Source organism: Pseudomonas sp. DR 5-09 (assembly GCF_001655595.1).
GTDB lineage: Bacteria > Pseudomonadota > Gammaproteobacteria > Pseudomonadales > Pseudomonadaceae > Aquipseudomonas > Aquipseudomonas pharyngis.
Map to the genome: position 1 here is coordinate 4465761 of NZ_CP011566.1, position 16940 is coordinate 4482700.

At 59.2% G+C, this 16940-nt stretch carries 17 protein-coding genes; 11 read left to right on the forward strand and 6 right to left on the reverse strand.

From position 1 onward, the window contains the following. The first annotated feature begins 285 nt into the window (after positions 1-285). Positions 286-594 (forward strand): hypothetical protein, encoded by a 309-nt coding sequence (locus PDR5_RS29915; RefSeq protein WP_172829499.1) that lies wholly within the window; start codon positions 286-288, stop codon positions 592-594. 56 nt (positions 595-650) lie between these two features. Here the strand turns inward: PDR5_RS29915 and PDR5_RS19945 are convergent, their stop codons facing one another. After that, positions 651-1877 (reverse strand): molybdopterin molybdotransferase MoeA, encoded by a 1227-nt coding sequence (locus PDR5_RS19945; RefSeq protein WP_064598273.1) that lies wholly within the window; start codon positions 1875-1877, stop codon positions 651-653. After that, entirely contained in the window at positions 1861-2400 is a 540-nt protein-coding gene (gene moaB, locus PDR5_RS19950; protein WP_064598275.1) for a molybdenum cofactor biosynthesis protein B, read from the reverse strand. Before moaB ends, PDR5_RS19945 begins: the two co-directional genes overlap by 17 nt. Positions 2401-2481: 81 nt before the next feature. Between moaB and mobA the strand changes: the two genes are divergently transcribed. After that, a complete protein-coding gene (mobA, locus tag PDR5_RS19955) occupies positions 2482-3084 on the forward strand; it encodes a molybdenum cofactor guanylyltransferase MobA (protein ID WP_064598277.1) in 603 nt (200 codons plus the stop codon). A 78-nt stretch (positions 3085-3162) separates the two neighbouring features. After that, positions 3163-3384: a YgdI/YgdR family lipoprotein gene (locus PDR5_RS19960; protein ID WP_039770418.1), complete on the forward strand. Its 222-nt coding sequence runs from the start codon at positions 3163-3165 to the stop codon at positions 3382-3384. An 82-nt stretch (positions 3385-3466) separates the two neighbouring features. On the opposite strand, the gene PDR5_RS19965 is transcribed toward PDR5_RS19960, so the two are convergent. The 3 genes from PDR5_RS19965 to PDR5_RS19975 all read right to left on the reverse strand — a co-directional run bounded on the left by PDR5_RS19965 (position 3467) and on the right by PDR5_RS19975 (position 5149). Next, complete coding sequence (locus tag PDR5_RS19965) at positions 3467-4360, reverse strand: pseudouridine synthase (RefSeq protein WP_064598279.1); 894 nt, start codon at positions 4358-4360, stop codon at positions 3467-3469. Positions 4361-4429: 69 nt separating this feature from the next. Further along, on the reverse strand, positions 4430-4747 hold the full coding sequence (locus PDR5_RS19970) for a hypothetical protein (protein ID WP_064598282.1): 318 nt from the start codon (positions 4745-4747) through the stop codon (positions 4430-4432). 165 nt (positions 4748-4912) lie between these two features. After that, complete coding sequence (locus tag PDR5_RS19975; protein WP_064598283.1) at positions 4913-5149, reverse strand: glutaredoxin family protein; 237 nt, start codon at positions 5147-5149, stop codon at positions 4913-4915. Between the two features lie 190 nt (positions 5150-5339). Here PDR5_RS19975 and PDR5_RS19980 point away from each other — a divergent pair, with 190 nt between their 5' ends. Beyond that, the gene (locus tag PDR5_RS19980) at positions 5340-7052 is read left to right on the forward strand and encodes a cation:proton antiporter (protein WP_064598286.1); all 1713 of its coding nucleotides are present in this window, start codon (positions 5340-5342) and stop codon (positions 7050-7052) included. Here the strand turns inward: PDR5_RS19980 and PDR5_RS19985 are convergent. Continuing rightward, complete coding sequence (locus PDR5_RS19985; protein WP_064598288.1) at positions 7049-8257, reverse strand: ammonium transporter; 1209 nt, start codon at positions 8255-8257, stop codon at positions 7049-7051. The two genes, PDR5_RS19980 and PDR5_RS19985, sit on opposite strands and share 4 nt — an antisense overlap. 318 nt (positions 8258-8575) lie before the next feature. Between PDR5_RS19985 and PDR5_RS19990 the strand changes: the two genes are divergently transcribed. The 7 genes from PDR5_RS19990 to PDR5_RS20020 all read left to right on the forward strand — a co-directional run bounded on the left by PDR5_RS19990 (position 8576) and on the right by PDR5_RS20020 (position 16926). Next, positions 8576-8890, forward strand: coding sequence for a DUF883 family protein (locus tag PDR5_RS19990; RefSeq protein ID WP_007955729.1), 315 nt, complete (start codon positions 8576-8578; stop codon positions 8888-8890). 2 nt (positions 8891-8892) lie between these two features. After that, positions 8893-9279 (forward strand): phage holin family protein, encoded by a 387-nt coding sequence (locus PDR5_RS19995; RefSeq protein ID WP_011335280.1) that lies wholly within the window; start codon positions 8893-8895, stop codon positions 9277-9279. Continuing rightward, positions 9276-9614 (forward strand): hypothetical protein, encoded by a 339-nt coding sequence (locus PDR5_RS20000; protein WP_064598290.1) that lies wholly within the window; start codon positions 9276-9278, stop codon positions 9612-9614. The genes PDR5_RS19995 and PDR5_RS20000 overlap by 4 nt, the downstream gene beginning before the upstream one ends. Positions 9615-9738: 124 nt before the next feature. Next, positions 9739-10902 carry an EAL domain-containing protein gene (locus tag PDR5_RS20005; RefSeq protein WP_064598292.1) on the forward strand — a complete coding sequence of 388 codons (1164 nt, stop codon included), beginning with the start codon at positions 9739-9741 and terminating at the stop codon, positions 10900-10902. A gap of 68 nt (positions 10903-10970) precedes the next feature. After that, positions 10971-12299, forward strand: coding sequence for a deoxyguanosinetriphosphate triphosphohydrolase (locus tag PDR5_RS20010; protein ID WP_064598294.1), 1329 nt, complete (start codon positions 10971-10973; stop codon positions 12297-12299). Between the two features lie 347 nt (positions 12300-12646). After that, positions 12647-13273, forward strand: a complete 627-nt coding sequence (locus PDR5_RS20015) for a response regulator transcription factor (RefSeq protein ID WP_064598296.1) — start codon at positions 12647-12649, stop codon at positions 13271-13273. A gap of 8 nt (positions 13274-13281) precedes the next feature. Continuing rightward, complete coding sequence (locus tag PDR5_RS20020; protein ID WP_064598299.1) at positions 13282-16926, forward strand: transporter substrate-binding domain-containing protein; 3645 nt, start codon at positions 13282-13284, stop codon at positions 16924-16926. Positions 16927-16940 lie beyond the last annotated feature (14 nt).

Genomic DNA, 16940 nt, shown 5'->3' on the forward strand with positions numbered 1-16940 from the left:
GGAACATCTTGACCCTCAAGAGGGATAAAAAAGTCGCACTCTTTCTGATTAATTCCTGAAGCTCGCCCTCCTTGTCCTACATACCGGTACTTTTTCGTACAGAACGTAAGGAATCGGCTCAATTGACCCGGCCCGGCCATTGGTACAACGTGTGTCGGCGTTAGTGATCTTCAATTCAATTACACAAGGATGTGCATGTAATGAGTGGAAACAGGTTCAGGACTTTCGATATTTTGCATTTCGGCATTTGCCAAGAGCCCCCCACTGCAGCAGGTGGACGTTTCCATGCAAAGCCATGAAGCAGGACTAGCCGTGAGTCCGGTTGCCTCTCTCTCCGAAAGTCGCGCCAGCCTCAAAGACGAATTCAAATGCAGCGCCAGAAATACCGGAGAAAACAATATGGAACCGCGTATCACCGAGCTGGAAACTCACCTCAAGTACATTCGACGCGACATGGACGAAGTCAGAGGAGACGTCAAAGCCATCAAGCACCGCCTTGCCTACTCGGCAGGTGCGACAGCGATGGTGCTCGGACTGGTGGGCTGGATTGCCAATAGCCGGTTTGACCAGCTCGTTGCACTGATCAGTCGTTGACTGGCAGAAAGGCAGGCATCGTGTAACCACTGTGCCTGCCTTTCAAATACCTGCGATCAACCGAGAAGCTCGCTGAGTGGAATGAATGGCACCAGGTCTCCCTCGGCCAGGACTCGTCCCTCTTGTACCTCCACCAGCCCCTCGGCCCAGGCAGCGCTGCGCAGAACGCCCGAACTCTGGTTACGGTAGATAATCGCTTGCCCCTGCTCCAGACGCCCTCGCAGAAATTCACGGCGGTTACCGGCATGGGGCCAGACAAATCCTGCGGGTACCGAAAACTTCAGCGGCTCGACATCCTGCACGCCCTGGCGACGTAACAGATAAGGTCGGGTCAACAAGGCGAAAGTCACCAGTGTCGAGGCAGGATTACCCGGCAATCCAATCACCGGGACACCGCGAAAATGCCCGACCGTCAATGGCTTGCCAGGTTTGATTGCCAGCTTCCAGAGTGTCAGCTCGCCTTCTTCCCTCAATGCGATTCCGAGGAAATCCGCCTCTCCGACCGATACCCCACCGGTCGACAGAATCAGGTCTACATCCTGTAGCTCCCCGAGTTTCGCACGGGTAGTGAGCAGGTCATCAGGCAGAATACCGGCATCAAACACTTCACATCCCAGGCGCTGCAACCAGCTGCACAACAGCACCCGGTTGCTGTTGTAGATCTGTCCCGGCCCCAACGTCGTGCCCGGCTCGACCAACTCGTCTCCGGTGGACAAAACCGCCACACGAACCTGTCGAACGACCTCAAGCCCTGCACAACCCAGCGATGCAGCCAGCCCCAGCTCGATCGGACCGAGCCGAGTTCCTGCGGACAAGACCAATTCACCGACGGTCGTTTCCTGGCCTTGTGGACGAATGTTCTGCCCGGCCACCATCGTTTCGATGAAACTCACGCGCTCATCGGCATGAATCTCGACGTTTTCCTGCATCTCGACACAGTCGGCCCCCGCAGGCACCGGCGCGCCGGTAAAGATCCGGGCACAGGTGCCCGGTTTCAAAGGTTCCGGTGCCTGACCGGCGAAAATCTTCTGACTGACCGGCAACGGCTCGCCGGTCCAGTCGACCAGATTCAAGGCATATCCGTCCATGGCGCTGTTCGGCCATGGCGGCAGATCCAGCGTCGAAATCAGATCCTGCGCCAGCACCCGCCCGTGAATCTGCGCCAGTGGCAAAGACTCGCACTCGACAATCCGCGAGGTTTCGGCCATTTCCAGCAAACGCGCCAATGCCTCTTCAACAGGCATGAGGCTGCCGGTCTTGCCCGGCTTACCCACGGGATTCACAAGGCGCTGCCTTTTTCAAATGAGTAACGAAATTGCAAGGGCGGTGACGTGAGTCCAGTTGCTCGGCCAGGATGCCATCCCAACCGGTGCGCACTGCATTGGTCGAACCTGGCAGGCAGCAGACCAGCGTGCCATTGGCCAATCCCGCCAGAGCTCGGGATTGCACGGTGGAGGTGCCGATGTCGGCAACCGATATCTGGCGAAACAGCTCACCAAAACCATCGACCTGTTTGTCCAGCAGGCAGGCAACGGCTTCCGGTGTACTGTCGCGACCGGTAAAACCGGTGCCTCCGGTAATCAGCACGACTTGCACGACGTCTTCGGCAATCCAGTGGGCAACTTGCGCACGGATCTTGTACAGGTCATCTTTGAGCAGCACGCGCTGCGCCAGATGATGGCCGGCGGCCGTCAGACGGTCGACGAAGACCTGGCCGGAGGTATCGGTTTCCAGGGTTCGGGTGTCGCTGACCGTCAGCACTGCGATATTGAGCGGTGCGAAAGGTACATCAGCCTTGGCTTTCATAGGCTCGTCCAGTTGTAGGAGAAACAGCCCGGTGTTATATCACAGCGCCCCCTTTTTTCGCCGCCCCCGCGGAGAGTTGCCATGACCTCGAACACGCCATTACCACCTTGCTCCATTCTGTTACTGGCGGGTGGGCGCGGCCAGCGCATGGGCGGCAAGGACAAGGGGCTCGTGGAATGGCACGGTGAACCGTTGATCGCGCATCTTCATCGTAAAGTTCGGTCGTTGACCGATGATCTGATCATCTCCTGCAACCGCAATCGTGAACGCTATGCGCCATTTGCCGACCAGTTGGTAGGCGATGACGAGGAAGATTTTCCCGGTCCGTTGGCCGGCATTCGTGCCGGCTTGAAAGCCGCGCGCCACACCCACCTGCTGGTACTGCCCTGCGATGTCCCGCGCATCGACCTTGCGTTGCTGCAGAGCATGCGCGAGGCGGCCAGTCTGAATTCTGAAAAACCTTTAATGTTGCGCCATGACGATCACTGGGAACCGCTGCTTTGCGTAATCCCCGTGGCACTCCTGCCCGCCTTCGAAAACGCCTGGAACGCTGGAGAACGCAGCCCCGGCCGGCTGATGCGCACTCTTGATGCCCAAGCCCTGGTTTGCCCTGACAACGACCCACGCCTGGCCAATCTCAACACCCCTGAACTGTTGAGTTCGCACAACACTGTGTCAGACTGACAGCACTCAAGGAACTTGCACGCCTTGTATACGTCTCAAGCTCAGTAACCAAAAGAATTTCCCTTCGGAGACACACTCATGACTCAACGGACCCTCGCCACTTTCATGCTCGCACTGGGCCTCGCCACCCTCGCCGGTTGCGCCTCGCCAACAGTGATCACCTTGAATGACGGTCGCGAAATCCAGGCTGTCGACGCCCCTAAATATGATGAAGATTCGGGCTTCTACGAGTTCGAACAACTGGACGGCAAGCACACTCGCATCAACAAGGATCAGGTTCGTACTGTCAAAGAGCTTTAATTCTTCAGTTCGACACCCGATACAGAAAAGCCCGCAATATGCGGGCTTTTTCGTGTCTGACCGAAAACAATCGATAGCGGGATCACCAGTCCAGCGTGATGCGGCTCTCGAACTCGCGGGGCTGCCCCGTAACCGGATCGATGAATCGCAGGCCTTGCGCCAGAAGTTTCAGCGGATTGGCGTAGTCATCCTCAACGTCTTTGAGCACGTCGGGATAAAACGGATCATTGCAGATGCTCGCCCCCAGCGCCGTCATGTGTACTCGCAGCTGATGCTTCTTGCCGGTCACCGGATACAGGCCGTAGCGCCAGAGATCACCATTCCTTTCACGCACCTCCACCGCCGTTTCGGTGTTACTTGCACCCGCCCCCTCCTTCATGCGGAAGAAAGGTTCGCCATCGACGAGACGACTTTTGTGTACCAACGGAAAGTCCAGCCCAGGTAACGCGGCCGCAATGGCTTCATAGCGTTTTTCAATCTGCCGGGTGGGGAACAGCGACTGATATGCCGACCGCGTCTGTGGGTTGGCCGAGAAAATCACCAGCCCGGCCGTGTGCCGGTCAATCCGATGCAGCGGCACCAGATGGGGATTGTCCAGGCGCCGGATCAATCGGCGAAGCAGCGTCTGTTCGACGTACTCGCCTGCCGGGGTCACCGGAAGGAAATGCGGCTTGTCCGCCACCACCAGATGGTCATCCGCATACAGAATCGACTCAACTACCGGAATCGGTTTTTCATCCGGCACTTCACGAAAGTAGTGAATGCGCAGCCCTTCCCTGTAGGGCAAATCCAGCGCGATCGGCCGCCCCTGACCATCCAGCACCCGGCCCCGGGCAATCCGATCCAGCCATTGATCGCGCCCGATGGCACTGAAATGCTCACACAGGCAGTCGAGCACTGTCCGCCAGTTGCCGGGGGGCAGATACAGCGTGCTGGCCTGATTCAGTGCGGCGGAAAACGTGGGGGTACTGGACATACAGAGAACTCGAACCTTCAAAGCAGAGCGGCATTATCCAACACCGGGCGCAGCAGACCTAGCGCAGAATCAGGCGGGGATCGATTTGAGCGCCGCCGCCTCGGTGAATTCCTTGAGCCAGCGCAGAACATCGACGGCCTCCCAGCGGCCTGGGTCGTACAAGGCGTACAACAGTCCCTGATAACCGACCACATCCAGTTGCTTGTGATAACCGGCGCGCTGAAACAAGGCCTCGATCTCGGCAAAGCACGTATTGAAATGCAGCTTGTTGAAGGGAGTCTTGCCTTCCGTGACCAGACCGTCCAGGCGCAATTCGTGGACGGCCTCGCGCACCACGTCAACCGACATCCCGTTCACGCTGCTTTTCAACTGTTCGACATTGACCACGGTGACTCCCTCTGACATCCGGCTTGCCCTGGCGAATGCCCGAAAACGGCATGGCAGGCCAACTCAATTACTGTATGCGCATACAGTAACCGAATAACCCGAAAAGTGCCAAGTCGTGATTGAGCGAAGGTGACGAGCGCCATCAACGCTGAAGGGAAAAGACCATTAAAGCAGGAATGCCACCACCTGATCGGCACTGAACGGCCACCCCAGTTCCGCGCCGGTATCGACCCTGCGCAAGACCGGGATCCGCAGGCTGTAAGCCTCGAACCACGACTCATCGTCAGCAATATCCACCAGTTCCACCAGCAGGCCATGCTCGACAAAAGGCATCAGTTCAGCCTCGGCGACTGCACACAAATGGCACCCCAGGGTGCCGAACAACTGGCATTCAGGAAGCATGTGCGCTCAACCCCAGAAAACGAGTGCTCATTCTAGGCCTGCCCGCAAGGCCCGTCGACCTGCCCACCGGGCTCAAATCCGCTCTTCGCAAAACCCTGATGTAAATCAGCCCACAAAATTGCCGTTTACGCGATGCTCCGGTGTTTTTTACCTCTACGCTTGAAGAGCCTGACCTGTTCCGGAGTGTCTTGTGTTTGCCAATCTGCTGATCATTCTGGCGTCATCCCTGGTGATGATTGCCCTGTTCCGTCGCCTGCGCCTGCCACCTGTGCTGGGTTACCTGTGCGTGGGATTGATGGTCGGGCCGAAGGCGTTCGACTGGATCAATGAAAGCGAACACTTGCCGGACCTTGCCGAGCTGGGCGTGGTTTTTCTGCTGTTTTCCCTGGGGCTGGAATTCTCCCTGTCGAAAATGATTGCCCTGCGCAAGGTGGTTTTCCGCCTGGGCAGCCAGCAGGTGCTGATAACCACCCTGCTGCTTGGGAGCGTGCTGATGCTCCTGGGCATGCCCGCCACCCCGGCCTTGCTGCTGGGCGCTGGCCTGTCGTTGTCATCCACGGCGATTGTGACCAAGGAACTGAGCAGCCTCGGCGAAATCTTCAGCAGCCACGGCCAGAACGCAGTCGGCGTTCTGTTGTTTCAGGATGTGGTGGCCGTATTGCTGCTGACGCTGGTGCCGGTGTTCGCCGGCAGCAGTGATCAGGCCTGGTACTGGGCGTTGCCTCTGACCTTGCTGAAGACCGTGTTGCTGTTTTTCGGTTTGTTGCTGGCCAGCCGCTGGCTGCTTCCCCGCCTGTTTCAGGAAGTCGCGGCGTCCCGCTCGGCGGAGCTGTTCGTACTGCTGGCACTGGTAATTGTGCTGCTGACGGCCTGGCTGACCCACCTGCTGGGCCTGTCTCCGGCCCTCGGCGCGTTCCTCGCGGGCATGCTGCTGGGCGAGAGCCATTACCGGCATCAGATCGAGGCCGACATCCGGCCGTTTCGCGACATTCTGCTGGGACTGTTTTTCGTCAGCATCGGCATGCTGATCGACCTGCAACTGTTCGCCAGCCACAGCCTGCTGATTATCGGCATGACCCTGGGTTTGCTGGTGATCAAAGGCCTGGTGGTGGCGCTATTGGTGAAATGGCGCGGCAGCGACAGTGAAACGGCCTGGCGCAGCGGCCTCGCCCTCGCTCAGGGTGGTGAATTCTGCTTCGCCCTGATGGCACAGATGCAGCAAACCCGGTTGCTCCCCGCCGAACTCGGTGCGCTGCTGCTCGCCGCCACCTTCTGCTCGATGCTGCTGACGCCCCTGCTGTTACGCGCCGCACCGCGCATCGCCGCCGCCCTGCACCGCAAACCCAACCAGGAAGCGCAGATCGAGGAAATCAGCGCCCTCAATGCGGGGTTCGACGGGCATGTGGTGATTTGTGGCTACGGCCGTGTCGGTCAGTCGATCGGGCGTTTCATGCGCAATGCCGGGCAAACCTACGTCGCGCTGGACAACGATCCGGTGCGGATCCAGGAAGCCGCCAACGCCGAGCGCGACGTCCACTACGGCGATTCAACCCGCGGCGATCTGTTGACCGCCGTCGGTTTGCTGCGCGCCAGGTTGCTGGTGATTGCTGTGGATCAAGCCGACGTGGCTCTGCGGGTTCTCAAGGAGGCAAGACGCCTCAACCCGACAGTGCCGATCCTGGTGCGCACCCGGGACGACAGCCAGTCGGCCGAGCTGAAAGCAGCCGGCGCCAGTGAAGTGGTGCCGGAACTGCTGGAGTCGAGCCTGATGCTCGGTTCCCATGCCCTGATCCTGCTGGGGTTCCCCGCGCACCGGGTGCAGGAGAAAGTCGATCAGGTGCGTATCGATCGTTATCGCCTGCTTCACGGTTTTTACCCCGGAGCCGACGATGAGGAGACCTAGTCCTGGCTCACCGCGCCGATCTTGTGCAGCGACAGGTCGGCGCCGTAGTACTCCTGTTCCTGGCTCAGGCGCAGACCATGCAGTGCCTTGATCGAACCATAGACGGCGAAACCGCCGATGAGCGCCACCGCCACACCAAGGGCGGTGCCGATCAACTGGCTGATCAGGCTGACGCCACCGAGCCCGCCCAACGCGGTCGACCCGAAGATCCCGCAGGCAATGCCGCCCCACACGCCACACAGACCGTGCAACGGCCAGACACCCAGCACGTCGTCGATGCGCCATTTGACCTGCGCCGCTGTGAAGCACCAGACAAACAGGGCACCGGCAATCGCGCCGGTTACCAGCGCACCGACCGGATGCATCAGGTCGGAACCAGCGCACACCGCCACCAACCCCGCCAACGGGCCGTTGTGCAGGAAGCCAGGGTCGTTGCGACCGACGATCAACGCCGCCACCGTTCCGCCCACCATGGCCATCAGCGAGTTGACCGCCACCAGCCCGCTGACCCCTTGCAGGGTTTGCGCGCTCATCACGTTGAAGCCAAACCAGCCGACGATCAGAATCCACGACCCCAATGCCAGAAACGGAATGCTCGACGGCGCGAACGCCACCAGCTTGCCATCGCGATAGCGTCCGTTGCGCGGCCCGAGCAGCAGCACTGCCGCCAACGCCAGCCAGCCGCCCATGGCATGCACCACCACCGAACCTGCAAAGTCATGGAAGGCTGCACCGAATTGCGCGGTCAGCCAGGCTTGCACACCGTAGTTGCCGTTCCAGATCATGCCTTCGAAAAACGGGTAGATGAACGCAACGATCAGCGCCGTGGCGCACAATTGCGGGACAAAGCGCGCCCGCTCGGCGATGCCGCCGGAGATGATCGCCGGGATCGCCGCCGCAAAGGTCAGCAGGAAGAAAAACTTCACCAGTCCATAACCATGATCGGCACTGAGTACCGCCGCCGGTTGCAGGAAGGTCACTCCGTACGAAAGCCAATAGCCTATAAAGAAATAGGCCAGGGTCGACACCGCGAAGTCGCTGAGAATCTTCGACAGGGCATTGACCTGGTTTTTCTGGCGAACTGTTCCGACCTCCAGAAACGCGAAACCGGCGTGCATGGCCAGCACCATGACCGCACCGATCAGAATGAACAACGTGTTGGAACTGTGGACCAGCGTGTCCACAGCGCTTTGCAGATTTTCCATGAGAAGGCAGACCCGAGGCTGAAAAAGGCACCAAAGCGGTTCATGCGCACATTTCATGCACCAAGTTGCGACCACGCAGTCACTGATCCGGCAGGTCGGTGAACCGCTTTGGCGCACAAGGTCGATGGGCTGACATGAACCTTCATTATCCGGACCAAGGTTTGCCCGGTTTCACGCCCGGCAACAGCGCACTGCCACCGATCGACGCACCACGACACAGCAAAGTTTGTACCAGTCATTTGTACTGAACCTTCACTCTTGGCTCATACTCGAACGCTTCAGAACACCGCTTCAGAACGCCACTTACGGAGATCCCCCATGGCCAGCATCAAGGCAAAGACTGCTCAAGAAATCCTGATGAACGACTTCCAGACCCTGGTCAGCGACACTGAACGCTTGCTGGAGCACACCGCCACGCTGGCCGGTGATCAGGCCGATGAGTTGCGCGAACAGATCCACGAAAGCCTGCTGCGCGCGCGGGAAACCCTGAAGCTGACCGAAGACACCCTGCGCGAGCGCGGTCAGGCGGCGGTCACCGCCACCGAGGAATATGTGTCGGCCAACCCGTGGCAATCGGTGGGCATCGCCGCCGGCGTCGGCTTTCTGATTGGCCTGCTGGCCACGCGGCGCTGATCATGTCGATCGGTGAATCCGGCCCGAACTCGGGCACCGCCTCCTCCACGCGTCGTCTGGGTGCTGCCGTTCTCGGCCTGCTGCACAGCCACGTCGAACTGTTCGGCATCGAACTGCAGGAACAGAAAGCACGCACCGTCAGCCTGTTGCTGTTCGCCGGCCTGGCGCTGGTTTTTGCGCTGCTGTTGCTGGTCGGCCTGTCGACCCTCGTACTGATCGTGTTCTGGGACACCTATCGCCTCGCCGCAATCATTGGTCTGTGCGTGTTTTACACCCTGGCGGCAATTTTTTGCGCGCTGCGTCTCAAAGCCGCGATCTTCGATGAATCCTCGCCCTTCCACGGCACGCTGGAAGAACTGGCCAATGATCGGGAGCGCCTGCTGCCATGAGCCTGCCTGAACTTCCGCACAACAGCTCACGCCGGGAAATGCGCAAGGCACTGATCCGCCTGCGCATGGAAATGCATCGTCAGGAAATCCGCCATGAAACCGGCCAGGTCCTGCAACCACTGCAACGCATGCGTGGCATGACGCAAAACCTGCAGGGTGGTTTCGGCATCAAGCACGCGCCGTTGTGGGGCGTGGCGGCTGTGACGCTACTGGGTTTCATCACGGGTAAAGGGGCCAAGAGCGGTGGCGTCGGCGGTTTGACCCGACTGATCCGCCTGGGCACCAGCCTCGCTCCGCTGATCAAGCTGGTCATGCAGAGTTCGAGCAAGCGCTGATCCCCACGCATCTGGCTGCATTCTTGCAACACCGGCGGGATTGAATCTCTTATCCGGAGGTTCAATCCCGCTTGCCTGTCCGGCCGGCAGAATTCGACCAGAACAAGAACGACAAGGAGGCCCCGTGATCGACGGGCAACCGCTCGCCTGCTTTCAACCTTTCATCGATACCGCCACCGGATGCATTGCCGGGGTCGAGGCACTGGGCCGTCTGCGCCAGGCCGATGGCCAACTGGCGTCGGTCGGACCGCTGTTCGCCGACCCGCGCACCCCGGCCATCGCGCTGCGCCGAATGGACCGGCAGATCCGCGACAATGCGCTGAGTCGACTGCACGAAGCCCCGCCGGACTGGTTTCTCAGCCTGAACATGTCACCGCGCTGGATCAGCCGCTTGCGTGCCGATCAGGCACTGCCCAGCCTGAAGCAACTCGCGCGGCACGGTATCGACCCGCAACGGATTGTTTTCGAGATCACTGAACTGGGCGGTAACAGCCAGCGCCTGACCGAAGTCGTGGCGCGCTACCGCGATGCCGGCGCCCGGATCGCTATCGACGATTTCGGCGCCGGTTATTCGCAGCTCGATCGTGTGCTGGCGCTGCAACCGGATATTCTCAAACTCGACATGCGTCTGTTCCAGGCCGCCGCACTGGGCGGGCCGAGCAGTGACGTGGTCAAGGCCCTCGCGCAAATGGCCGAAAAAACCGGCTGCTGGATCATTGCCGAAGGCGTGGAAACTGCGGCGCAACTGAATTTCGCGCTGGAATGCGGATCGCGCTACGTGCAGGGTTTTCTGTTCGCCCGGGCGCAGGAGGCGCTTTTCGGTACGAATGACTTCGTGGAGCGCTTTGCCGAGCTGCGCCAGTCTTACGTGCGTCAGAAGCTGGCCGAGCGCAGCAAGCTGATGTTCATGCGCCAGCAGCTCAGCGAACTCATGACCATCCTCCAAACCTGGGCCCAGGCCCGCGCTCCGCTCAGCGCCCTGCCACAGCTCGACGCCTTCCCCTGGCTGCTGCGTTTTTATCAATGTGACCGCCACGGCACCCAACTGACGCCAAACCTGGAGTGGCGCCCCAGCGGCTGGGTCGCCGACAATCGCTATCTGGGTCACAACTGGTCGTGGCGCCCCTACTTCTATCACCTGCTGGCCGAAGGCTGGGAGGAACGGCGCCTGACCCTTTCCAACACCTACCGCGACGCCACCAGCAACCAGTATTGCCTGACCGCCGGACAGTTTTTCGATAACGGCGAGCGCCTGCTGTTGATCGACATCGATGCGGCGGGGCTGTAGTTGCGCTTGCAGATGCCAGCCTGAACCGGGAAGCTAGGGAATCAGTCACCAGACGGAGAGAATCAGCCTTGGATTGGCATACCCTGCTCAACCGCGAACGTCTCGGCAAACCGTTGCACAGCCCGCAGGAACTTGGCCGCAGCCCGTTCCATAAAGACCATGACCGCATCATCTTCTCCGGCGCCTTCCGCCGTCTGGGGCGCAAGACCCAGGTGCATCCGGTGTCGAGCAACGACCACATTCACACCCGCCTGACCCACTCGCTGGAAGTCAGTTGCGTCGGCCGCTCTCTGGGCATGCGCGTCGGCGAAACCCTGCGTCGCGCCTTGCCTGAATGGTGCGATCCGAGCGATCTGGGCATGGTGGTTCAATCGGCCTGTCTGGCACACGACATCGGCAACCCGCCGTTCGGCCATTCCGGCGAAGACGCGATCCGTCACTGGTTCCAGCAGGCTGCGGGCCGCGGCTGGCTGGATGCGATGAGCGATGCCGAACGAGGGGATTTCCTGAACTTCGAAGGCAACGCCCAAGGCTTCCGGGTACTCACGCAACTGGAGTATCACCAGTTCGACGGCGGTACCCGGCTGACCTACGCCACACTCGGGACCTATCTGAAATACCCTTGGACAGCCCGTCACGCCGACTCCCTCGGTTACAAAAAGCACAAATTCGGCTGCTACCAGAGCGAACTGCCGTTGCTCGAACAGATCGCCCACAAACTGGGGCTGCCGCAACTCGAAGAACAGCGCTGGGCGCGCCATCCGCTGGTGTATCTGATGGAGGCGGCGGACGACATCTGTTACGCCTTGATCGATCTGGAAGATGGCCTGGAAATGGAGCTGCTCGATTACGCCGAAGTCGAGTCTCTGCTGCTCGGTCTGGTGGGCGATGACCTGCCGGAAACCTATCGCCAGCTCGGCCCGCAGGATTCGCGCCGGCGCAAACTGGCGATCCTGCGCGGCAAGGCCATCGAGCACCTGACCAACGCCGCCGCCCGGGCTTTCGTCGAACAACAGGACGCACTGCTGGCCGGTACGCTGCCGGGGGATCTGGTGGAACACATGCACGGTCCGGCCAAACGTTGCGTGTTGAACGCCAAGGACATCGCCCGCAAGAAAATCTTCCAGGACAAGCGCAAGACCCTGCACGAGATCGGCGCCTACACGACCCTGGAAATCCTGCTCAACGCCTTCTGCGGTGCCGCCCTGGAACAGCACAACGGCCGCACGCCGTCCTTCAAGAGCCGCCGGATCCTCGACCTGTTGGGCAACAATGCACCGGATCCGCGCGGTCCGCTGCACGCATCGTTCCTGCGCATGATCGACTTCATCGCCGGCATGACCGACAGCTACGCCAGTGACATGGCGCTGGAAATGACCGGACGTTCCAGCCATTGACGTCTGCTGCCCGACCGATCCGCAATGGATCGGTCGGGCGCCGACGACTGAACCTCTTCCAAAGTCTGTGCAGTCGGCAGGGCTGAAAATAAAACCTGAAATCAACTAACAACAATCATTGAAAGCCTTTACCCGATAAATTTTTCCGTGCGCCGTAAACTTCATCAAGTCCAGCCATCGAACATCTCACGCGTCTACCTACGCCAAACCTAGTTAACACGTAGTCTGATTCTTCTTTATTTGTAGGACTTATCCTAGATTGCTGCTAATACCCTGTCGGTTCATGCGAGTGTTCATGCAACTGAGCTAAGGTTCGCCCTTTATTTGCGCTCGTATGGGATTTGATTATGAACTCCGTTTTTATTGTCGACGATCACCCGGTCATCCGCCTCGCCGTTCGAATGCTGCTGGAGCATGAAGGTTATAAAGTCGTCGGAGAAACCGATAACGGTGTCGATGCCATGCAGATGATTCGCGAATGCATGCCCGACCTGATCGTTCTCGACATCAGCATTCCCAAGCTCGATGGCCTGGAAGTCCTGGCCCGCTTCAACGCCATGAGCTCACCATTCAAGACACTGGTACTGACTGCGCAATGCCCGACCCTGTTCGGCATTCGCTGTATGCAGTCGGGTGCATCGGGTTACGTGTGCAAGCAGGAAGACCTGAGTGAACTGGTCAGTGCGATCAAAGCGGTCCTTTCCGGTTACAACTACTTTCCCAGCCAGGCTTTGAACCCTGTTCGTCATGATGACGTGCGTTATGCCGAGCTGGAACTTTTCAAATCAGTCAATGATCGGGAACTCATGGTTTTGCAACTTTTCGCCCAAGGCCGCACAAACAAGGAAATTGCCAAAGGCATGTTTCTCAGCAACAAAACAGTAAGCACTTATAAAAAACGACTGATGCAAAAACTGAAGGCCAAGTCTCTCGTAGAACTTATCGAAATGGCCAAACGTAACGCACTCGTGTGAGAGCCAACATGCCCAGCCGTTTAGTGAGTCTCCTGATTGCATTGAGTGCATGCCTGGGTTTCTGCACCTCTGCAACAGCCGCATCACCCACCTCGCAAGATTTCACCCTGCTCGGTCGCTCGAGCGAACCGACGGTGCAGGCCTTGTTCGATCCATCGCAAGTGGCGTGGCTGCACACTCGCAATGAGCTGGTTCTGGGGACTTCCGCGCCAGACTATCCTCCCTTCGACATGACGGCCAGCGGACAAGACTACGAAGGCTACACGGCGGATTACGCAGTACTGATTGGTCAGGCGACCGGTCTGCCGATCAGGGTCAAACGCTTCGCCACGCGGGAGGTCGCCATACGGGCATTGATCGACGGCCAGATCGACATGCTCGGCACTGCCAACGGATTCGAGGCAGGAAACGCCGAAATAGTACTGTCCAGGCCTTACGCCATCGATCAACCGGTCCTTGTGACACGTGAGGGCGAAACCCGCACGCTGACCGAAGGTCTGGCAGGCCTGCGACTCAGCATGCTGTATCACTACCTGCCGCTGGATGATGTCAAGGCCATGTATCCCAAGGCCCTCATCACCTCTTATCCGTCCTACCAGAACGCAATCAACGCAGTCGCGTTCGACCAGGCGGACGTGTTTCTCGGCGACACCATTTCCACCCACTACATGATCAACAAGGGTTACCTGAACAACATCCGCATGGCCAGTTTCGGCAAGCATGAGGCTCACGGTTTCAGCTTCGCCGTACATCGCAACAATCCACAGCTGCTCGCCATCATCAATACTGCGCTAAAGGCCGTGCCGGGCAGCGAGCGCGAAAATATCGCCAAACGGTGGAGCGTGGGCAGCGACGTACTTCTGACCGACCAGAGGCTGCAACTGACCAAACGTGAAGAGCAGTGGCTGAAAAAACATCCGGTGCTGAGCGTGGTCGTCAACGAGGCTTTCGCGCCCCTGACGTTTTTTGACAGTGACGGCAACTTTCGCGGCATCAGCGCCGACTTGCTGGAACTCATCCGTCTGCGCACCGGACTGCGCTTCGAAATCCGTCGCAGCCGCAGCGACGCCGAAATGGTCAAGCAGGTCGAACACCATCAGGCTGACCTGATCGCAGCCTTGCTCCCTACTGCCCAGCGCGAGGAAACCCTGAAGTTCAGTCGTCCCTACCTGGAAAATTCATACGTACTGCTGACCCGAAAAGCCGCCGACAGCCCTACTCACCTGGGTCAACTCAAACGCAAGCGCCTGGCGATTGCTCAGGGCAATCCGATGATCGAATACCTGCGCAGCGAGTTTCCACGCATCCATCTGATCGAAACGCCGGACACCTTCAGTGCAGTGGCGCTGCTCGACGCAGGTCAGGTCGAAGGCGCAGTGAATTCCCTCGTCATCGCAAACTACTTCATTGCCTCGCGAACCTTCGAACATCCCCTGCAGATCACCACCACCATCGGCACCCGGCAGGCAGCGTTCTCTCTGGCGACTGCCCGGGACAACACGGAACTGGGCTCGATCATCGACAAGACGCTGATGAGCATCACACCCGAAGAACTGGGCATCATCAATGGTCGCTGGCGGGGCTACTCAAACATTTCGCAAGGCACCTGGCATCAATACCAGCGTTTCTTCTTTCAGTTGATCGGCGGCGCCTGCCTGCTGTTGTTGCTGTCGTTGCTCTGGAATGCCTACATGCGGCGCCAGATCAAACAACGCAAATCGGCCGAACGGGCCTTGAACGACCAACTGGAGTTCATGGGTTCACTGGTCAACGGGACGCCCCACCCAATCTACGTGCGTGACCGACAGGGCCTGCTGCAAAGCTGCAATGACAGTTATCTTCAGGCCTTCAATGCCCGGCGCGAAGACGTCATCGGCAAAGATGTCATGCAGGGAGCACTGAACAACGCTTTCGAGGCACAGGCGTATCAGGCCGACTATCAACGGGTAGTGACCGAAGGCAAACCACTGGTGCTCGACCGGCCGTTGCATATAGGCAACCGACGACTGACGATCTATCACTGGATCCTGCCGTACCGGGACTCCAGCGGCGAAGTCCAGGGGATCATCGGCGGCTGGATCGACATCAGTGAACGCCGCGAACTGCTCGATGAACTTCGCGCGGCTAAGGAACGGGCAGACGAAGCCAACCGGGCCAAGAGTACGTTTCTGGCAACCATGAGTCACGAGATCCGCACGCCGATGAACGCAGTGATCGGCATGCTCGAGCTGACGCTCAAACGCATGGATCATACCCACCCGGACCGCTCCGGCATCGAAACGGCCTACCATTCGGCCAGGGATCTGCTGGGCCTGATCGGTGACATTCTGGACATTGCCCGCATCGAATCCGGGCGACTGAGCCTGAATCCCGAGCGAATCAACCTGATCGACACCGTGGGTTCGGTGGTGCGAATCTTCGAAGGGCTCGCCCGGCAGAAACAGCTGTCACTGACAGTGTCCGTCTCGCCTCCTGAACTGAATGTCGATGTGGAACTCGATCCTCTGCGCTTCAAACAGGTGCTGTCGAACCTGATCAGCAATGCGATCAAGTTCACCGAGGCAGGACAGGTCAGAATCACACTGGATGTTCTGCCCACGGATGATAGCGAAGGCTCGATGGTGCAGCTGACCGTACAGGACAGTGGCATCGGGATCACGACGCAGGATCAGTTGCGGTTGTTCGAACCTTTTGCCCAGGCCGGCCAGGATGGGCAACGAACCGTCAGCGGCGCAGGACTCGGGCTGGTCATCAGCCGCAACCTGTGCGAAATGATGGGTGGAAAACTGCGATTGAGCAGCCTGCCCGGAATTGGCACCCAGGTTCGGGTATCGCTACCGGTGACCATTCTGCCTGCACAAGTGGCGAGAGCTGAAGATGAACCACAGATTCAGACATCCCTGATTCCGTTGACGGTTCTGGTGGTCGATGACCATCCGGCCAATCGACTGCTGATGTGCCAGCAACTGGAATACCTCGGCCATCGATTCTGTATCGCCGAAGATGGCCAGCGCGGGCTGGAACAATGGAAGAACGGCGAATTCGATCTGGTCATCGCCGATTGCAACATGCCCGTCATGAACGGTTATGAGCTGACCCGGGCGATTCGTCAGCACGAAAAGCTTACCAGTCGCCCGGCCTGCACAGTGCTGGGATTCACCGCCAATGCCCAGCCGGAAGAGATCCTGCGCTGCAAACAGGCAGGCATGAACGAATGCCTGTTCAAACCCCTGAGCCTCAACAGCCTGAGCCAATGGGTCAACGGTGTTCAGCCGCTATTTCGTGCACCGGCGTTCAACTTGCAGGGGCTGGCGCAGCTGACCGGTGACAACCCCTCGCAAACCCACCGACTGCTGGCAGAACTGCTCAACAGCAGTCGCCTCGATCGGCAGGAGTTACAAGCACTGTCCCTCACCCGGGATCCCTCCGCGCTGGCCGTCATCGCACACAAGATCAAAGGTGCCGCACGCATTGCCCAGGCCTCGCGTCTGATCGACTGCTGCGATGCGCTTGAGCAGGCTTGTCTGCAAGCACTGCCGTGGGAAGAAATCGAGCGTCATTGCCAGGCCAGTCGCCTCGCTATCCTGGAACTGGAGCAGGCACTGGAACAGCAACTGGCGCGGATCGCCAAAAGCAAAATGGCCGGGGCTTAACTATGCTTGAAGGC